Origin of the sequence: Bacteroides sp. AM44-19 (assembly GCF_003603395.1) — a bacterium.
In the GTDB taxonomy this organism is placed as follows: Bacteria; Bacteroidota; Bacteroidia; order Bacteroidales; family Bacteroidaceae; genus Bacteroides; species Bacteroides uniformis.
Map to the genome: position 1 here is coordinate 14330 of NZ_QTNB01000012.1, position 15638 is coordinate 29967.

The 15638-nt window shown below is 51.2% G+C and carries 19 protein-coding genes, 1 tRNA gene and 1 pseudogene; 15 read left to right on the plus strand and 6 right to left on the minus strand.

What is annotated here, in order from left to right; genetic code table 11:
- The first annotated feature begins 18 nt into the window (after positions 1 to 18).
- The 10 genes from DW947_RS15595 (at position 19) to DW947_RS15640 (ending at position 6313) form a co-directional block, all read left to right on the plus strand.
- A tRNA-Gln gene (locus tag DW947_RS15595) sits at positions 19 to 89 on the plus strand.
- A gap of 174 nt (positions 90 to 263) precedes the next feature.
- Positions 264 to 1523 carry a site-specific integrase gene (locus tag DW947_RS15600; protein ID WP_117962904.1) on the plus strand — a complete coding sequence of 420 codons (1260 nt, stop codon included), beginning with the start codon at positions 264 to 266 and terminating at the stop codon, positions 1521 to 1523.
- 15 nt (positions 1524 to 1538) lie between these two features.
- Positions 1539 to 1778, plus strand: a complete 240-nt coding sequence (locus DW947_RS15605; RefSeq protein WP_057097992.1) for a helix-turn-helix domain-containing protein — start codon at positions 1539 to 1541, stop codon at positions 1776 to 1778.
- Positions 1779 to 1780: 2 nt separating this feature from the next.
- Entirely contained in the window at positions 1781 to 2974 is a 1194-nt protein-coding gene (locus DW947_RS21745; RefSeq protein WP_207389425.1) for a DUF4373 domain-containing protein, read from the plus strand.
- A 105-nt stretch (positions 2975 to 3079) separates the two neighbouring features.
- The gene (locus DW947_RS15615; protein ID WP_117962979.1) at positions 3080 to 3319 is read left to right on the plus strand and encodes a hypothetical protein; all 240 of its coding nucleotides are present in this window, start codon (positions 3080 to 3082) and stop codon (positions 3317 to 3319) included.
- Positions 3320 to 3396: 77 nt separating this feature from the next.
- A complete protein-coding gene (locus DW947_RS15620; protein WP_229094247.1) occupies positions 3397 to 3585 on the plus strand; it encodes a hypothetical protein in 189 nt (62 codons plus the stop codon).
- 441 nt (positions 3586 to 4026) lie between these two features.
- Complete coding sequence (locus tag DW947_RS22115; protein WP_229094248.1) at positions 4027 to 4707, plus strand: DUF4248 domain-containing protein; 681 nt, start codon at positions 4027 to 4029, stop codon at positions 4705 to 4707.
- 113 nt (positions 4708 to 4820) lie between these two features.
- Positions 4821 to 5336 (plus strand): N-acetylmuramoyl-L-alanine amidase, encoded by a 516-nt coding sequence (locus DW947_RS15630; protein WP_117962981.1) that lies wholly within the window; start codon positions 4821 to 4823, stop codon positions 5334 to 5336.
- 108 nt (positions 5337 to 5444) lie between these two features.
- Entirely contained in the window at positions 5445 to 5567 is a 123-nt protein-coding gene (locus tag DW947_RS22005; protein ID WP_259321207.1) for a hypothetical protein, read from the plus strand.
- Between the two features lie 263 nt (positions 5568 to 5830).
- Positions 5831 to 6313 (plus strand): HU family DNA-binding protein, encoded by a 483-nt coding sequence (locus DW947_RS15640; protein ID WP_117962908.1) that lies wholly within the window; start codon positions 5831 to 5833, stop codon positions 6311 to 6313.
- A 474-nt stretch (positions 6314 to 6787) separates the two neighbouring features.
- On the opposite strand, the gene DW947_RS15645 is transcribed toward DW947_RS15640, so the two are convergent.
- Together DW947_RS15645 and DW947_RS15650 are read right to left on the minus strand one after the other, a co-directional pair.
- Positions 6788 to 6988 carry a transcriptional regulator gene (locus tag DW947_RS15645; RefSeq protein WP_229095783.1) on the minus strand — a complete coding sequence of 67 codons (201 nt, stop codon included), beginning with the start codon at positions 6986 to 6988 and terminating at the stop codon, positions 6788 to 6790.
- Positions 6989 to 7140: 152 nt separating this feature from the next.
- Complete coding sequence (locus DW947_RS15650; protein WP_057097998.1) at positions 7141 to 7326, minus strand: DUF6722 family protein; 186 nt, start codon at positions 7324 to 7326, stop codon at positions 7141 to 7143.
- A 325-nt stretch (positions 7327 to 7651) separates the two neighbouring features.
- Here DW947_RS15650 and DW947_RS21450 point away from each other — a divergent pair, with 325 nt between their 5' ends.
- Complete coding sequence (locus DW947_RS21450; protein ID WP_133303609.1) at positions 7652 to 7906, plus strand: hypothetical protein; 255 nt, start codon at positions 7652 to 7654, stop codon at positions 7904 to 7906.
- 617 nt (positions 7907 to 8523) lie between these two features.
- Here the strand turns inward: DW947_RS21450 and DW947_RS15665 are convergent.
- Positions 8524 to 8787 (minus strand): hypothetical protein, encoded by a 264-nt coding sequence (locus DW947_RS15665; protein WP_057098000.1) that lies wholly within the window; start codon positions 8785 to 8787, stop codon positions 8524 to 8526.
- A gap of 508 nt (positions 8788 to 9295) precedes the next feature.
- Between DW947_RS15665 and DW947_RS21875 the strand changes: the two are divergent.
- The 3 genes and pseudogenes from DW947_RS21875 to DW947_RS15680 all read left to right on the plus strand — a co-directional run.
- Positions 9296 to 9430: pseudogene (locus DW947_RS21875) on the plus strand (5-keto-4-deoxyuronate isomerase); the annotation flags it as partial.
- A 56-nt stretch (positions 9431 to 9486) separates the two neighbouring features.
- Positions 9487 to 10290 (plus strand): gluconate 5-dehydrogenase, encoded by an 804-nt coding sequence (locus tag DW947_RS15675; protein ID WP_005831048.1) that lies wholly within the window; start codon positions 9487 to 9489, stop codon positions 10288 to 10290.
- 174 nt (positions 10291 to 10464) lie between these two features.
- On the plus strand, positions 10465 to 11697 hold the full coding sequence (locus DW947_RS15680) for a DUF4861 domain-containing protein (RefSeq protein ID WP_005838041.1): 1233 nt from the start codon (positions 10465 to 10467) through the stop codon (positions 11695 to 11697).
- 78 nt (positions 11698 to 11775) lie between these two features.
- On the opposite strand, the gene DW947_RS15685 is transcribed toward DW947_RS15680, so the two are convergent.
- From DW947_RS15685 to DW947_RS21885, 3 genes are all read right to left on the minus strand, one after another.
- Positions 11776 to 12408, minus strand: a complete 633-nt coding sequence (locus tag DW947_RS15685; protein ID WP_025832309.1) for a response regulator — start codon at positions 12406 to 12408, stop codon at positions 11776 to 11778.
- Positions 12405 to 13583: a sensor histidine kinase gene (locus DW947_RS21880; protein WP_243635092.1), complete on the minus strand. Its 1179-nt coding sequence runs from the start codon at positions 13581 to 13583 to the stop codon at positions 12405 to 12407. Before DW947_RS21880 ends, DW947_RS15685 begins: the two co-directional genes overlap by 4 nt.
- A gap of 88 nt (positions 13584 to 13671) precedes the next feature.
- Positions 13672 to 14295 carry a hypothetical protein gene (locus DW947_RS21885; RefSeq protein WP_243635093.1) on the minus strand — a complete coding sequence of 208 codons (624 nt, stop codon included), beginning with the start codon at positions 14293 to 14295 and terminating at the stop codon, positions 13672 to 13674.
- Positions 14296 to 14617: 322 nt separating this feature from the next.
- Here DW947_RS21885 and DW947_RS15700 point away from each other — a divergent pair, with 322 nt between their 5' ends.
- The gene (locus tag DW947_RS15700; protein ID WP_117962914.1) at positions 14618 to 15514 is read left to right on the plus strand and encodes a DUF4595 domain-containing protein; all 897 of its coding nucleotides are present in this window, start codon (positions 14618 to 14620) and stop codon (positions 15512 to 15514) included.
- Positions 15515 to 15638: the final 124 nt, after the last annotated feature.

The following is a 15638-nucleotide window of genomic DNA, read 5'->3' on the forward strand; positions in this document are numbered from 1 at the left end:
AACAGAAAGCCCTATGTTTGGACTATGGTGTAATGGTAGCACAACAGGTTTTGGTTCTGTTTGTCCAGGTTCGAATCCTGGTAGTCCAACTACGATACAGCTAATTGCAGCTAAAAACCCACTAAAATCGCAAGTTTTAGTGGGTTTTTTTGTTACTTCTAAATAGGCATCGAAAAAAACAGACACGATTTCGGTGCCAAATTAGGTGACACAGCAACCTCCCTTTACCGCAATCTTCGAAGGAACTCATGAACTACTAAAAAATGAGTGTAACGAAGAAAATCTCAGTTCTGTTCTGGGCAAGAAAGAGCAGAACCAAAAAAGAGGCGAATACAGTCCCGCTGTATTGCCGAGTCACTGTCGGGGGACAAAGATACGACTTTCCCCTGAATGTATCAATACGTCCGGCATCGTGGATTGCCAAGGCGCAGAGGGCTGCCGGAAAGACAGAAGCTGACCGGGAAGCAAACCGGGTTATCGAGGAAACCGGGCTGCTCGTCACTGAAACCGTCGAACGGATTCAGCAGAAACATTATGAACTGAGCATCGAAAACTTCAAGCTGCAGTTCAAGGCCAAAGAGAACGAATACTCCACCATCACCAAACTTTTCGACTATCACGAGGCCGTAGAGCGCAAGAACCTGCGCCCGGGAAGCTACCGCGGATATATCGTCACAAGAAAACACCTGCTCGATTTCGTTCGTATCAAGTTCCATCTCTCAGACTATTCCATAGAGGCCATAGACAAGGCTTTTGTCTATGAGTTCTTCGCCTACCTGCAGGGCTACCGCCGTGAAGGTACGGTTCGCTGTGCCGTCAACGGGGCGCTGAAGCATATCGCACGGTTCAAGCGGATTATGAATCTGGCCATACAGAATGAGTGGATAACGAACAACCCGGTATGCCTGCTGAAGGTGCACAAGGAGTATGTGGAAAAAGGGTATCTTACGGAGGAAGAAATCAGGCGGCTCAAGGCAGTCACGCTGCCGCCCCACTTGGGCATTGCGAGGGACATATTCATGTTCTCCGTCTATACGGGCATGGCTTACGTGGATATTCTGATGCTGACGAATAAGAACATCACGTTGGGGATAGACGGCTCGCATTGGCTCAACTACCACCGCCAGAAGACTTCGCAGCGTGTGGCGGTGCCGCTGCTGGAGCCTGCCGAGGAGCTGATAGCGAGGTATGCCACTTATCACGGAGAGAAGGCGAAGCAGCCCATTTTCCCCGTGCCTTGCAACCAGGCAATCAACCGTTATCTGAAAACCATCGCCAAAGCGGCAGGCATCCGGAAAGACATCACCTACCACATGGCCCGGCACACGTTCGCCACCACTATCACGCTATCGCACGGCATCCCCATCGAGACGGTCAGCAAGATGCTGGGGCATGCCTCGCTCACCATCACGCAGCTGTATGCCAAGATTGTGGACAAAAAGGTGATGGACGACATGGCACAACTCAAAGAGCTTTATGCCAACAAGGGCAAGGAGGGCGACAATCATGCAAGTAATCAATAAACATACATTATCAATATGAAGAAGAGACTTTTTGAACAGAATGCCCTGCAGGCGGCAGAATGCCTGACGGAAATGACAGATAAGGAGTATCTGCGCAGTGCGGACGTGACACGTATATTCTCTATCAGCAACTCCACGCTGAAGCTGCTGCGGACGAAGGGCGAGCTGCCTTGTTACCGCTTCGGGAAAACCTATCTGTACAAGCGCGAGGAGATAGAGGCGTGTCTGGTGAAAATCATAGCAGGAAAGGAGTGAGTATGGCTAAGCAGGGTTTCAGTTACTACAAGGCGGAGACGGACCGCTTTCAGGACATCAAGATAAAGCGCCTGAAGAAGAAGTACCGTTGTGCAGGGTATGCTGTCTATCAGTACGTGCTCAACGAGATTTACCGGGTGAGGGGCTACTGCCTGACGTTCACCGAAGACCATCTTTTCGACGTGTCCGAATATTGGGACATCGAGGAGGAAGAGGTGACGGCCATCATCGGCTACTGCGCCGAGATAGGGCTTTTCGACAACCGGCTGTGGCAGGAGAAGGGGGTGCTGACGGCCAGGAGCATACAGACGCGCTACATCGACATCTGTAAGGTGTGCAAGAAGACACCCGCCATCGAGGAAGACCTACGGCTGGTTGAAACGGAGAAGACCGTCCAGGCGCCGGAACCGTTGCCGCAGCTTTTCCCGAGGGAAGAGTTGCCGCCGATGCGGATCATCCCGAAAGCCGAGGGAGGTGCAGTGCCGAAAGCCGTTACCGATGTGCCGGGAACCGCTGCGCCGGTGCCTGCCGTTCCGGCTGTAACCGCACAGACGGAAACGGGGGCAGAGGGCGTTGGGAAGCGGGTTCTGTCGGAGCTGGAAGCAAAGGAGGAGGAAGCGTTTCCGGAAGATTTCCAGAAATTTCCGGAAACTTCTGGAAACTTCTCAGAAGAATGCGACAAATCTATTAAGAGTTATGCTAATAAAAACTCCTCCTCAAACTCCCCCTCAAGGGAGGAGGAGGAGAGAGCTTCGCATTCTTCGGGGAAGGAGAGACTGCAGCTACTGTTCAGGTCGATGAGCATTGCCCCGGATGATGTCCGCTGGATAGGCACGATAGAGGGCATCGATACCGACGGCTCGCCGCTGTGGGCGCTGGCCGACGAGGTGCGGCAGAGCCGGGGCAGGCTCACGGTGTGCAGCTACCTGCTGCCTTCGCTTCGCTCGCTGGTGGCGGCGGGGCGGCTCACGGTAAGGCGGCAGGCGGCCGACACGTCCGAAGAATTGCGGCAGATGCTGCGGCAGGTCAAGGTGCCGAGCTATGACCTCGAACGGGTGCTCGAGGCGGCGCAAGGGCAGGAGAGGGCGTTGCGCGAGGCAATCGACGAAGTGCGGAGGTCGAAGGGCAAGATAAACATGCCGGCAAGGTACATCCTCTCGAAGCTGCGGAAGGCGGTGCCTGCCAAGGCTTCGTGAGGGGGGGAAGCCAGAGACAAAGTGCGCTCTCGGCGTGTGTGTCGTGAGCGAAAACAGTGGAAAAACGCTCATGTGGTACGCCTCATGAGCAAAAAAACATCGAAAATGACGAATGGACAACAGACGGCAGCCGCTCCGATTAGCGGCAAGTACTACCCTCGCAAGATGGCGCACGGGTGGTGTGTGGCACACCGCATCACGGCATGCGGGGCAACGATTGAGCGCTTCGGCGTGAAGTACCGGACCTATCGGGAAGCTTTCGAGCGTGCCGAGCGGATGAACCGTGAGGAAGCGGCGGCGGCGCTTCGGGCAGCGTCCGGAAACGGGAAGGAGATACGGCCATGAGCACGGAGAAGGTATCGACACTCACCCTGCGGCTGACAGCGGAGGAAGCGGAGCAGTTGGAGCGGCTGAAGGCGCTGGTGGGTAAATCTACCGGCAGCGAAGCGCTGAAATACGTGATGAAGGAGTATCCCCGTTTCTGTGCCCATTATCGGGAGGAAGCGAAGCAGCGGCGGGAGAGGGAGCAGGAGTTTACCGAGATGCGCCGCGCGTTGTGCGGTTATGTCGAGGCACTGCAACGGTTGCAGGCGGTGGCGTTGAGGGAGTAGTGCTGCCACCTGTTGTGCACGGAGCATCCGGCTCTTCGTCCGCCCCTGCCCCCAATGCACGCCGCCAGCCCGCAGGCGGGCACCCAGGCAGCACGCAAAGGGTGCAGCGGCTACGGCGGTACTCCGTCGCGGGCATAGGCAGGGGAGATGGTGTTGCCGCGCGGGCTTCCGGCTTCTGTGGCCGTGCCGCCTCCCCCTTTGGGATTGCTTGTACACGGCGGGGCAGGCCGCCCTGGGGCAGTGTTGCCGCGCTCCCGGTATCGTCGGGCCCGTCGCCCGCCGATGTTACGGCGACCGTATGCTCCAGTGGTATTGCCTTTTTTCTCTGCCGGGGCAGAAAAAAGAGAGAGGAGGGCGAGTTTTTATAACATAATAAGAATATTTTTCAGCCGGGCGCTTCGCTTGATTCCCGGCTGCGCTACGCTAAAAATATTCGCTATTATGTTAACAATACGCCCTTGCTTCTACGTCAGCGCTCCCTCCGGTCGTCAGAGCTGCCGTAATATCGCAGTTCCTCGCCCCCACGCCTGGGGTGGAGGCATCTCCCTCCGGCTTCGCCGGGCTGCATGCTCCCTGCGGAGCGTGTCTCTGTGCGCCGCCTGCCGTCCGGCCAAGCCTTGGGGTGTGTCCGCGAAGCGGCCAATACCTTTCCCACCGGCTTCGCCGGACGATGCCGGGCAGTCTGCACACATCTTTGCACACACATCGGGTAGTTATCGGGTACCCCTAACTATACTTATATATAGTCTTGGCCTGCAATCCGTGGCATTCCGTACAAAAAGACGTACCTTTACTGATGTAAATCAAACCTTTATGCTTATGACCTCCGACGTTTTCCGCACATCCCTACGCAACACCGACACCTGCCGTCCTGCATCCGGCATTGCCCGTCACCCTGCCGCCCGCCAGCTGGAGAACCGTTCCTACGGTTTCAAGGAGCTGGCCGTGCTCTACTTCCCCAACATCGCGCCGGCAAGCGCCAGCATCCGCCTGAAAGCCTGGATAAAAGACAGTCCCGAACTGCTGCAAGCCCTCGACGAAACCCACTACCACCTGACGGCCCGCGTACTGACACCCCGGCAGAAAGACCTGATAGCGGTTGCCTTCGGCTCCCCATTCTGACGTTCTGCCACTGCGTTTGCCACCTATACCTTTATACAGTAACCCCAACCTTCAGCACGCTCATGACACAACCCGCTATCGTTTCCCAACCCATTGCAGCCGCCACTGCCGCAATGTCTACCGCCAATCTGCCGACGCTCCGTCTGGACTGTAACCGAAACGTCAACCTTATCGTAGTGCACTGCACCGCTTCCCGGTGCGACCGCCAGCTTACCCCGGAAAGCCTCGACCGCCTCCACCGGCAGCGGGGTTTCACCGCCTGCGGCTATCACTTCTACATCACCCGGGAAGGCACCGTATTCCCGATGCGCCCTCTCGATACTGTCGGTGCCCATGTGCGGGGCTTCAATGCCCACAGCATCGGCATTGCCTACGAAGGCGGTCTGCAGCCCGACGGGGCCGCTGCCGATACACGTACACCGCAGCAACGCGAAGCGCTGCGCTTCCTCATCCGGCAGTTACTCGTTTTGTACCCCAAAAGCACCGTCTGCGGCCATCGCGACCTCAGTCCCGACCTGAACGGTAACGGCGTCATTGAGCCGCAAGAATGGCTCAAGCAGTGTCCCTGCTTCGACGCCTCCACGGAATATGCTCCGCTTTGCGCCGAGGCCTTCCACCGCAACGGGTGACAGAACCGCACGAAAAACACACTCATCCGTACACAACCACACATAGCGGTCGTGGCTATTCCGTTGCTCCGTACCTTCGCCAGCGAACATTTAAAACGTGATACCGCTATGAAAACCGCTTTGAAATGGACACTCCGTGTCCTGAAATTCGTATTTACAAACGAGAGTTTCCGCAACTTCATCGCCTCTCTGCTGGGAAAACCAGGTGATAAAAAAGCTGGGAACAAGTAGCCGCCCGACGTGAGTTCCGGAGGAAGCCGCCCCATCACGGAGCGGCTTTTTCGTGCCCGGACAGTAGGTAACAACCGGTAACAATGGTAACAGCCCGTAACAGTCGGGGTAACAACCGGTAACAATCCGGCATATATCTGCACAAATCAGCACGCATCCTCACGAACCGCCCGACTTTACGCGCGTACATGCGTACATTTGTTCTGCTTCTCCACGATGGGGAGGCGTAACATATACATCAACCCTTTAACCCCTATTTTACCATGTCTGTATCCTATTCCGTATCAGCCCGCAAGAATCCTGCGAAACCGCAGGAAGCCCCCAAGTTCTACGCCCAAGTGCAAGCCACCGACGAATGTACCTTTGACGTGCTTACCCGTGCCGCTGCCGACCGTTCCACCGTGACCAGCGCCGATGCCAAGGCCGTGATGGACAACGTGATGAACATTGCCAAGGAAAAGCTGGCCAGCGGTCAGATTGTCCGTATCAACGACCTCGGCTCCTTCCGTCTGGCCATCAGTACCGAAGGCGTAGTGTCTGCCGATAAATTCACCGCTGCCAACATCAAGAAGGCGCGTATCGTGTTTGTTCCCTGCAAGGAACTGAAGGACATTTGCAAGACATTGTCCTACAAGAAAACTTCTACTGTTGCAACCAAAGGCCAAGGCGGCTCCGAGGACGGTGGAAGTGAGAATCCCGGAGGCGGTGGAAGTGATGGCGACCAGGGCGAGAATCCGTTGGGCTAATCCTTCGTTTTCCACGCAAGAAACACTTGAAATCGTCCCGACGAAATGAAAAAACGTCGGGGCGATTTTTTTTTGTCCCGGCAGGATTTGAAAAAACGAAAGCAAAAAACGGCCGGGCGGTGCCGGGCGTATGGATATGTGCTGCCATGGAGACATTCCGGACATTTTTCCGTACTTGCCGCAGGATGATGTAGGGTTGAAAAACATAAGCTAATGCGATGTAAATGTAGATAGCGTTCAAAGAGAGTTACTCTGTGGATTTTCCTTCTTTTTCTTCACAAAGGTAGGCTCCGGCCGCCATGCAATCAAGAACCGGCTGCGCCTATCCGGAAGAAAAAAATCCTGAGCGCCGGGGCGGCGTGCGGTTTTTTCCTCCCGGATTTCTTGCTTGCATGCCGTCCTCCACCTGAATGGGGTTTAGAAAAAAAAGGAAAAAATGTGGTGGGCGTGCGCTGTGATGGTGCCGGTGTGCGGTTATCCCTGCCGTTTGGTGAGCCATTCGGCGGCTTTGCGCAACGTTGCGGCCAGCTTGGTCTTGTCGGTGGCGGCATCATCGAGGCGAAGCCTCCAGCCCGGTTTCTTGTAACGGCACAAGAAGAGTTCCTGCCCGTCGGGCGAAGTCTCCAGCCCGTAGGTGGACGTTTTCAGAATTCGGGTACTGTTGGGGTTGGTCATGGATGAAGAAGCCCGTCATGCCGATAGCGCAGCGTTTAGAGGTTTAGCAGCTCGTGTTCTTGGGCTTGCTCTTATGTTCCTGGTACCAGTAATACAATCCGGCTGCGTTGGCAACCACGATTATAAATGCAAACATTATCAGTGCTCCCATATTATACTCCTTCCTTTTTGTCGCGTACGAGGTACAAGCCCCAGCCCAGTGACAAGGCTACGGCAAGCGTACCTCCCGCGTAGATTATCCACTGTTGTTCCACTTCTCCGAAAATCGAGGTCAGCACCACGGCGGTGGTGATGTACTTGGCTATATCCATCAGCCATTTTCCCAATTCCTTTTTCATGCTTTTGTTTCCGTATTACAGTTATTGATGGCAGGGTGTCTCCCTATTTCAGTAACACAAAGATAGGCTTTTTTCTTGTAAATTCCTAATAATTAGTGTGAAAACTTCCCGTCTCTTGTGCCGCGAATGACGGATTGACAGCTTTTCCACCGCGCACGCCCACCACATTTTTTCCCTTTTTTCTAAACTTCCACCCAGGTGGAGGACGACATGCAAGCAAGAAATCCGGGAGGAAAAAACCGCACGCCGTCCCGGCGCTCAGGATTTTTTTCTTCCGGATAGGCGCAGCCGGTTCTTGATTGCATGGCGGCCGGAGCCTATCTTTGTGAAGAAAAAAAGGAAAATATACGGAGTAACTGCCCGATGGATATGCAGGGGTATGGGAGGCTTCCCGGCATCGTCCGGTGAAGCCGGTGGGAAAGGTATTGGCCGCTTCGCGGACACACCCCAAGGCTTGGCCGGACGGCAGGCGGCGCACAGAGACACGCTCCGCAGGGAGCATGCAGCCCGGCGAAGCCGGAGGGAGATGCCTCCACCCCAGGCGTGGGGGCGAGGAACTGCGATATTACGGCAGCTCTGACGACCGGAGGGAGCGCTGACGTAGGTACCGGTATTAAATATAATAATATTTATCGAGGGGAATAGCCGGCGCTTGCGACGCCCCCTCGATATGGATTATTATGTTGAATACTAAGAACCTCTCTCTTTTTTCTGCCCCGGCAGAGAAAAAAGGCAATACCGCTGGAGCATACGGCCACCGCAACATCGGCGGGCGACGGGCCCGACGATACCGGGAGCGCGGCAACACTGTCCCAGGGCGGCCTGCCCCGCCATGTACAAGCAATCCCAAAGGGGGAGGCGGCACGGCCACAGAAGCCGGAAGCCCGCGCGGCAACACCATCTCCCCTGCCTATGCCCGCGACGGAGTACCGCCGTAGCCGCTGCACCCTTTGCGTGCTGCCTGGGTGCCCGCCTGCGGGCTGGCGGCGTGCATTGGGGGCAGGGGCGGACGAAGAGCCGGATGCTCCGTGCACAACGCACAATAGGACTGGTGGCAAATCTTTTAACCGGCTGCCATTCCTGAAGGGAAATCTGCTATCAATTTTCATTGGCCAATCTTCTTGAGCTGCTATTGATTGCTATCACCTATCGGCAGGTTCCGGAGTCTATCTGTTGCTGCAGGACTTCGGTTTGCTATCAATCATCCGGAGGAAGCAATCCAAAGCGGATACTGTCTGCATGAGTCATGTCACGAACACTGTCAGGTATGATATTGATTGTATCAGTAGCCTCCGGCCAATCGTCAACGATATGCGGCGGCTTTTCGTTCTCTTCGATAGTCATTCCCGGAGAGCATGCAATGAGACTTACGAGTGTAGCTATGACGGCGAGTATGATACCTGCGATGAGATTGTGCTTTACATTTCGTATTATTCCTTGTGTATAGGGGTCATTTTCCATATTGTTTTTGAATAATTAGTATCAATTGGCTTGGCAAATATACTATTATTAAATACGATTTTTATCCGTTTTTGTCTATTAATTCCGAAATAACTCATACCTTTGTTCTTATAATTAGAGTTCTTTCCAGATTGCGGATGGGTATGTTTGCGTACTATTAGGTGCCAAAATCGGTGCCATGTATGATAAGCATGTTTGCTAAGATATTGAATATCATATTGGATTATTAAAGAAGTTTGTTTTCTGGTAGTCCAACTACGATGCAGCTAATTGCAGCTAAAAACCCACTAAAATCGCAAGTTTTAGTGGGTTTTTTTGTTATTCTTTCCCCCTCTTGTTGGCACTATAGGTATAGATTTTTTCTTTTTACGAATCTTTGAACGATATTGCTATATAATTGACACAAATTTATACGGTTTCTCCATTTTCTTTTGTTACATTTGCATCGTGTACGCAAACGATGTGTATTTGATGGCTGAAGTTATAACCTATTAAATGTAGTGCAATCATGAAAACGAACTATGAAATTCGCTATGCTGAGCATCCCGATGATGTGAAAAGCTACGATACGAAAAGCATTCGCTGCGATTTCCTTATAGGGAAGGCATTCTCCCAAAATAAAGTTTCCATTGAGTATAAACTACTTGCAAATCGTACATAAATAGAATATCACTTATTTAAACTTAATAATTTAACGTTATGAATCCGTATTTGAATTTTTCTTTGGAAGGTAAAGTAGCCCTTGTTACAGGTGCTTCTTATGGTATCGGTTTTGCTATCGCTTCAGCTTTTGCAGAGCAAGGAGCAACTATCTGTTTCAACGATATCAACCAGGAGTTGGTAGACAAAGGCTTGGCTGCCTATACTGAAAAGGGTATCAAGGCACGCGGTTATGTATGTGATGTGACAGACGAACCTGCTGTTCAGGCCATGGTAGCCCAGATTGAAAAGGAAGTAGGCTCTGTTGATATCCTCGTAAACAATGCCGGCATCATCCGCCGTGTTCCTATGCACGAGATGGAGGCTGCTGACTTCCGTCGTGTAATCGATATCGACCTCAATGCTCCGTTCATCGTATCAAAGGCTGTTCTGCCTGCCATGATGAAGAAGGGCCACGGTAAAATTATCAATATCTGCTCTATGATGTCCGAACTGGGGCGTGAGACTGTGTCGGCCTATGCCGCTGCCAAGGGTGGCTTGAAGATGCTGACTCGCAACATCTGCTCTGAATATGGTGAATATAACATCCAATGTAACGGTATCGGTCCGGGTTACATCGCTACCCCGCAGACTGCTCCGCTGCGTGAAAAGCAGGCCGACGGTAGCCGTCACCCGTTCGACTCGTTCATCTGCGCCAAGACTCCGGCAGGCCGCTGGCTGGCTCCGGAAGAACTTACCGGTCCGGCAGTGTTCCTGGCATCGGAAGCCTCTAATGCGGTAAACGGTCACATCCTCTATGTAGACGGAGGTATCTTGGCTTATATCGGAAAGCAACCGAAATAAATTTAAGGATAATTGAGAAGGTGATAAAGTGGCAGGATAATGTCACTTGTCACCTTTTTCTTTTGGGCGCGGATTACGCGGATTTCGCGGAAAGGATAAGGAAAATCCGTATAATCCGCGAAATCCGCGCCTAAAAGAAAGTTATACAACTGATTAGGAAAAAGCAATGATTATATGAGAAACTTTCTTTTATTATGTATGGCGGCCCTCTGCTGTCTTGCTTGCAACGATAGCAAGATAGTGACTGTTACGGTAACCAATCCGTTAGCGATGGACCGTTCCGATGAGATGGTAGAGGTGTCCATGACCGAAATCTCAAACCTTCTGAATCTGGCAGACACCGCACAGATTGTGGTTCTGAATGTCGAAGGGGAGCAGGTGCCTTACCAAGTGACCTACGATGACAAATTAATCTTCCCTGCTACGGTAGCCGCCAATGCATCGGCTGCATATACCGTCCAGGCCGGTACTCCCGTCGATGTGGAGGTAAGGGCTTGTGGGCGGCAGTATCCCGAACGTCTGGACGACATGGCCTGGGAGAACGACTTGGTAGGCTTCCGTGCCTACGGTCCTGCATTGCAGGCAAGGGGTGAACGCGGTTTCGGCTACGACTTGTTCACGAAGCGAGGCACTGCTGCACCGGTACTGGAAGACATGTATGCCAAGGAACTGGATGCAGACTCCTGGAAGCAGGTTAATGAATTGCGCAAGACAGACCCGAAGGCAGCCGATGAGCTGGTACGCACATTCTCCTATCATATAGACCACGGTTATGGCATGGACTGCTATGCAGTAGGCCCAACATTGGGAGCTGGAGTGTCTGCATTGATGGTGAATGATACCATTATCTATCCGTGGTGCTACAAGACGCAGGAGGTGCTGGACAACGGTCCGTTGCGCTTCACCGTGAAGCTGGAGTTCAATCCGTTGGCTGTGAAAGGGGATACTGCGGTGGTGGAAACACGTCTGATTACGCTGGATGCCGGTTCTCATCTGAACCGTACTGCCGTTTCGTATAGCAATCTAAAGGAATCTTTGCCCATTGTTACCGGTATTGTGCTGCACGAACCGGACGGTGCTGTGGTGGCTGATGCCGCTGGTGGTTATATGACGTATGTAGACCCCACTACCGGACCGGATAATGGCAAGATATTTATGGGGGCCGCTTTCCCTGCCGTTGTGAAGGAAGCCAAAACCGTGCTTTTCCCCATAGAGGAGAAGAAGATGCGTAACAATGCGGACGGTCATGTACTGGTTGTCAGCGACTATGAGCCGGGCGCTGACTACGTGTATTACTGGGGCTTTGCCTGGGACCGCGCGGACATCAAGACTGCTGAAGCCTGGAACCGATACATGGCTGATTTTGCACAGAAGGTGCGCAATCCGATGACGGTGAGTATCCGCTAAGTTGATTTTCTTCCTTTTCAGACGGAGAAGATTGAGAAGTTGGAGGTTTGTAACTGTCCGGACGAATGACAAGTGTTCTCAGAATAAGCTCTTCCCCTTGTAGACAAGTTCTGCAACGTTTTTGGCCTCCAGTTTTTCCATCAGGCGCTTCCGGTAAGTCTGTATTGTATTGATGCTGAGAAATAGTAATTGGGATATTTCAGAAGTGCTCAGTCCTTGCGAGAGATAGGCGAGCACTTCTTTTTCACGTCTCGACAATTCGGGAAGTGCATATGGTAGGGTGTTTTGTTTTTCCTTGTCCAGTTCGCTGAAAACATTGCTGAAGTATCTGGTTCCGTTTTTCAGTGTACTGATGGCGTCTCTCAATTCGCTGGTGCTGGCATTTTTTGAAACAGCTCCGTTGATGTTTAGGGTGGATAATTTGGCTATGATCCAAGGTTCTTCATGCATGGTATAGATTAAAATGCCGCATTCGGGTATCTGGCTGTGAAGGTGGGATATGAGTTGGAATCCATTCATATCCGGTAGTTCAAGGTCAATGATGCAAAGGTCGAATCTCTCTTTGAGGGTCAGTTGTTCCACGTCTTTTGCACAAGTGGCTCCTTTGCACGTCACTCCTTCGAGTTGCGAGGCCAATGCGATGATGCCTTCAGCAACAATCGGGTGGTCATCTATTACCAGTATTCTGTATGTTTCTTTGTTTGGTTTCATTCGTTTATGTTAAGCAGTAGGGTGAAAACGTTGTTTTCTGTTGACGAGCATACATTGGCGGTAGCGTTGATGGCTCTGATACGGTCGTTTACGGTGCGCAATCCTATGCCGTCATTGTTGTTTGTTGCTGTTTGTTGCTTGTTTGCATTCTTACCGTTGTCTGTAATTTGCAGGGTATATTTATTTTCATTGTCGGCACGGAGACTGATGACTATATGACTGGCTGAGGCATGTTTCACGATGTTCATGGTGAGCTCTTGTACGATGCGGTACAGCTCATAAGCGGTTTCATTGGGAAGATGGCGTGATGCGTTGTTCTCCGTTGGATGATAGCTGACCTCTATGCCGGTGTTCTCGGTCAGTTTGGCAGCATAACGGTCGAGTATCTGGTCTAGACTGAGATGCTCGAATTCGGGAGGCATCAGTTCGTGTGAGATATTCCGCACGTTGTTTCTCAGTTTGCTGACGAGTGAGGCCAGTTCCTGCTCATTCCCTTTGCTGGCAGAAGTTTCTATCTTCATTTGCAGCCCCAGCAGGTCGTTGGCTATGCCGTCATGCAGTTCCTTGGCAAAATATTTGCATTCCTCTTCCAACCCTTCAATGTAACGGCGTGCCGAGTTCAGTTCGTTTTCTTGCTTTAGCAGTTCAATCTTCTTTTCGGCTATTCGTTTCTTGTGGCGGAGCGTCAACAAAGTAATGAGAGCAAGACCGGACAGAAGGGCTACAGCAATGGAGGCTTTTAGCAGGAAGGCTTGGTGTTCCAGTTGTTCTTGTTGCAGGTGGGCTATCTCCAATTCCTTTTCTTGTGTGTGATATTTCACGTTGAATTCTGCCATTTGTTGCGTCAGATTGTGCTGTGCCAGCGTATCAGTCCACATGCGGGCACTATCCATATAGGTGTAGGCCAGTTTGGGGTTTCCCAAGGCATCGTAGCATCGTGCCATTTGTGTAAATAATGTTTTGGGCTCGGTACCGGTTTTCCGGTTACGCAGCCAGTGGAAGTCCTTCAAGGCGCGGGCATAGTTTTTGCGGTTTGTTTCGGTGGCTGCCCTCGATTGTATGAATCCTATGGCAGCGATGGAGTTGGATGGTACCCGTTGTAGTAGTTTGTTCCCCAATTTCAAGTAGTGGTCTATGGAATCGGGTTGTTCTTTTCGTTCAAAGAGTCTCAGCATGCCGGGCAGGCAGCGTATCTTCCATAGGTCTTCGTTTCCCTCTCCGTGGCAGGCAATGTTCCAGGCTTTGCGGTTGGATTTTTCAGCATCATCCAGCTTGTTTTAGTTCAGCCTTTATGGTTGCTCTGATTTGCCAGGTGGTGAAAGCTACGAATGGGTCTTCGGTTCTGGCGGCATGTTCGGCGGCCATGTCGGTATACTTTTCGGCTTCGTCCAGCTGCCTGATATTGAAGTATAGGATGGACACATTGTTGCAGATGTGGGCTATCCAGCTTTCGTCCCCATATTGCAAGGCACTGTCCAGTGCTTTATTGTAATAGTAGAGTGTAGAGTCATTCATTTGGTGCTGACGGTAGAGGAGGCCCAAATCGTTGTATACGCTGATGTGCTTTTCCAAATCATTTATCTGCGGCAGGTAGGGGAGCACATTTTTTTTCATGGCAAAGGCTTCTTCTGTCTTTCCCACATAGATCAGTAGTGTGGCTTGTTCGTTCAGCAAGATGGGATACATGAAGGAGTGCTTTACGTTCCGGGTGGCAAAGGCGCTGTCGAAGCTACGTTGCGCTTCATCGTAGTGTCCTTCTTCCATGAGATTGGCTGCCCGGTTGTAGAAGTGTGCCAACAGAGTGTCTGTTGGTATTTCTCCGGCGTGAAGCAGGATAGTGGTTAAAGAAAAGAGGAGTGATAATAGCTTAGTATGGCGTACCCTCATATCGGTATATTTTAGTGGAATTCAATCTGTGCTTAGTTGTTGCAAATATACGTCTTATTCATTTTGCTTTTTATTGGAGATGCTGAATTTTTTCTGTATGTGGCTGAAAAATCACCTTTTTCAGTGACAAGAAGTGAAAGGAAAAGTTTATTACTTTGCAAAAAATATTAAGCTTTGTCTGGGAATGATAAATGGCCAAAAGTATCTGTCCGGGTTTGAATGGCAGAGTCTTGTTGTCGTGAGATACGGACGGCATTCCTTATACTTTTGTTATTATGGATTTTCCTTAGAGGGATGGGGGATAAAACAAGATTTGTAACTTATGAAAATGTTTAAAATGATGGCTGCCTCCATGTTGGGTGTGGCGTTGTGCTTGGGATTCACTGCTTGCAGTGACGATGACGAAAATGAGAATGGTGAGGGTGGCGAAAACACCGCCACTGTGGTCAATCCTTCGCAAGTGTTTACGGGAGGGCTTCCGAAGTCGGTTTCGGGTATGGCGATTTCTCACAATGAAGAAGGGCTGGTGACGAACATTACAACTGAGGATGGGGATAAAGCCGTCTTTGAGTACTTTCCCGCTACTACAAAGGCAGATGTTGCAAAGGACCGAGCAAGAATCACCGTGACGGATGAAGAGGGCGATGTTACAGAACTGAACTTGCAGCTCAACAGCGATGGTTATGTGGAATTTTGCAACTCAATAGACCACGCTGGTACTCCCGATGCCGATGAGTTTACTTGGGAGATGGAATACGACACTGAAGGCCATCTGGTTGTAATGAAACGCTCTGAAAGCGATGGTGAAATAACGAACATCACCTATAAGGATGGAGATGTGGTGAAGACTTCCACACGTTATGTAGCTAGTGGTGATCTCAATGGTGACGGAATTATCGACAGCAATGACGAGTGGGAGTATAGTGCTGCCATAGACTATACGACGGATAATATAACAGCTCCTATCGAGAATAAGGGCTGCCTGATGTTGTTTGATGAAATACTGGATGTGGATATGGACGAGATGATATATGCCTATTATGGAGGCATGCTTGGTAAGGCTACGAAACATCTGCCGCTTGTAGGGCATTGTACATACAATGGCGAGGACTCTGTGTCCGATATGTATTTTACATGGACATTGAATTCCGACAGTTATCCTACGGAACTGGTTGTAAAAGACCAGTGGGATGAATACAGATGTACATTTACTTGGTAATTATAAAACATCTGTTTATTCTTGTGGAACAGGACATGAGCCTATAAAATGTAAGGGGTTGCCTTTTGCCGAGACAACCCCTTCTTATTTTATGTGGAATTTATTGTGACAGCAGATGTTGGTA

Excerpts from the sequence above, each read along its gene's own strand:
- DW947_RS15600 (WP_117962904.1), top strand. The coding sequence starts at position 264 with ATGAGTGTAACGAAGAAAATCTCAGTTCTGTTCTGGGCAAGAAAGAGC.
- DW947_RS15605 (WP_057097992.1), top strand. The coding sequence starts at position 1,539 with ATGAAGAAGAGACTTTTTGAACAGAATGCCCTGCAGGCGGCAGAATGC.
- DW947_RS21745 (WP_207389425.1), top strand. The coding sequence starts at position 1,781 with ATGGCTAAGCAGGGTTTCAGTTACTACAAGGCGGAGACGGACCGCTTT.
- DW947_RS15615 (WP_117962979.1), top strand. The coding sequence starts at position 3,080 with ATGACGAATGGACAACAGACGGCAGCCGCTCCGATTAGCGGCAAGTAC.
- DW947_RS22115 (WP_229094248.1), top strand. The coding sequence starts at position 4,027 with ATGTTAACAATACGCCCTTGCTTCTACGTCAGCGCTCCCTCCGGTCGT.
- DW947_RS15630 (WP_117962981.1), top strand. The coding sequence starts at position 4,821 with ATGTCTACCGCCAATCTGCCGACGCTCCGTCTGGACTGTAACCGAAAC.
- DW947_RS22005 (WP_259321207.1), top strand. The coding sequence starts at position 5,445 with ATGAAAACCGCTTTGAAATGGACACTCCGTGTCCTGAAATTCGTATTT.
- DW947_RS15640 (WP_117962908.1), top strand. The coding sequence starts at position 5,831 with ATGTCTGTATCCTATTCCGTATCAGCCCGCAAGAATCCTGCGAAACCG.
- DW947_RS15645 (WP_229095783.1), bottom strand. The coding sequence starts at position 6,988 with ATGACCAACCCCAACAGTACCCGAATTCTGAAAACGTCCACCTACGGG.
- DW947_RS15650 (WP_057097998.1), bottom strand. The coding sequence starts at position 7,326 with ATGAAAAAGGAATTGGGAAAATGGCTGATGGATATAGCCAAGTACATC.
- DW947_RS15665 (WP_057098000.1), bottom strand. The coding sequence starts at position 8,787 with ATGGAAAATGACCCCTATACACAAGGAATAATACGAAATGTAAAGCAC.
- DW947_RS15675 (WP_005831048.1), top strand. The coding sequence starts at position 9,487 with ATGAATCCGTATTTGAATTTTTCTTTGGAAGGTAAAGTAGCCCTTGTT.
- DW947_RS15680 (WP_005838041.1), top strand. The coding sequence starts at position 10,465 with ATGAGAAACTTTCTTTTATTATGTATGGCGGCCCTCTGCTGTCTTGCT.
- DW947_RS15685 (WP_025832309.1), bottom strand. The coding sequence starts at position 12,408 with ATGAAACCAAACAAAGAAACATACAGAATACTGGTAATAGATGACCAC.
- DW947_RS21880 (WP_243635092.1), bottom strand. The coding sequence starts at position 13,583 with ATGCTGAGACTCTTTGAACGAAAAGAACAACCCGATTCCATAGACCAC.
- DW947_RS21885 (WP_243635093.1), bottom strand. The coding sequence starts at position 14,295 with ATGAGGGTACGCCATACTAAGCTATTATCACTCCTCTTTTCTTTAACC.
- DW947_RS15700 (WP_117962914.1), top strand. The coding sequence starts at position 14,618 with ATGAAAATGTTTAAAATGATGGCTGCCTCCATGTTGGGTGTGGCGTTG.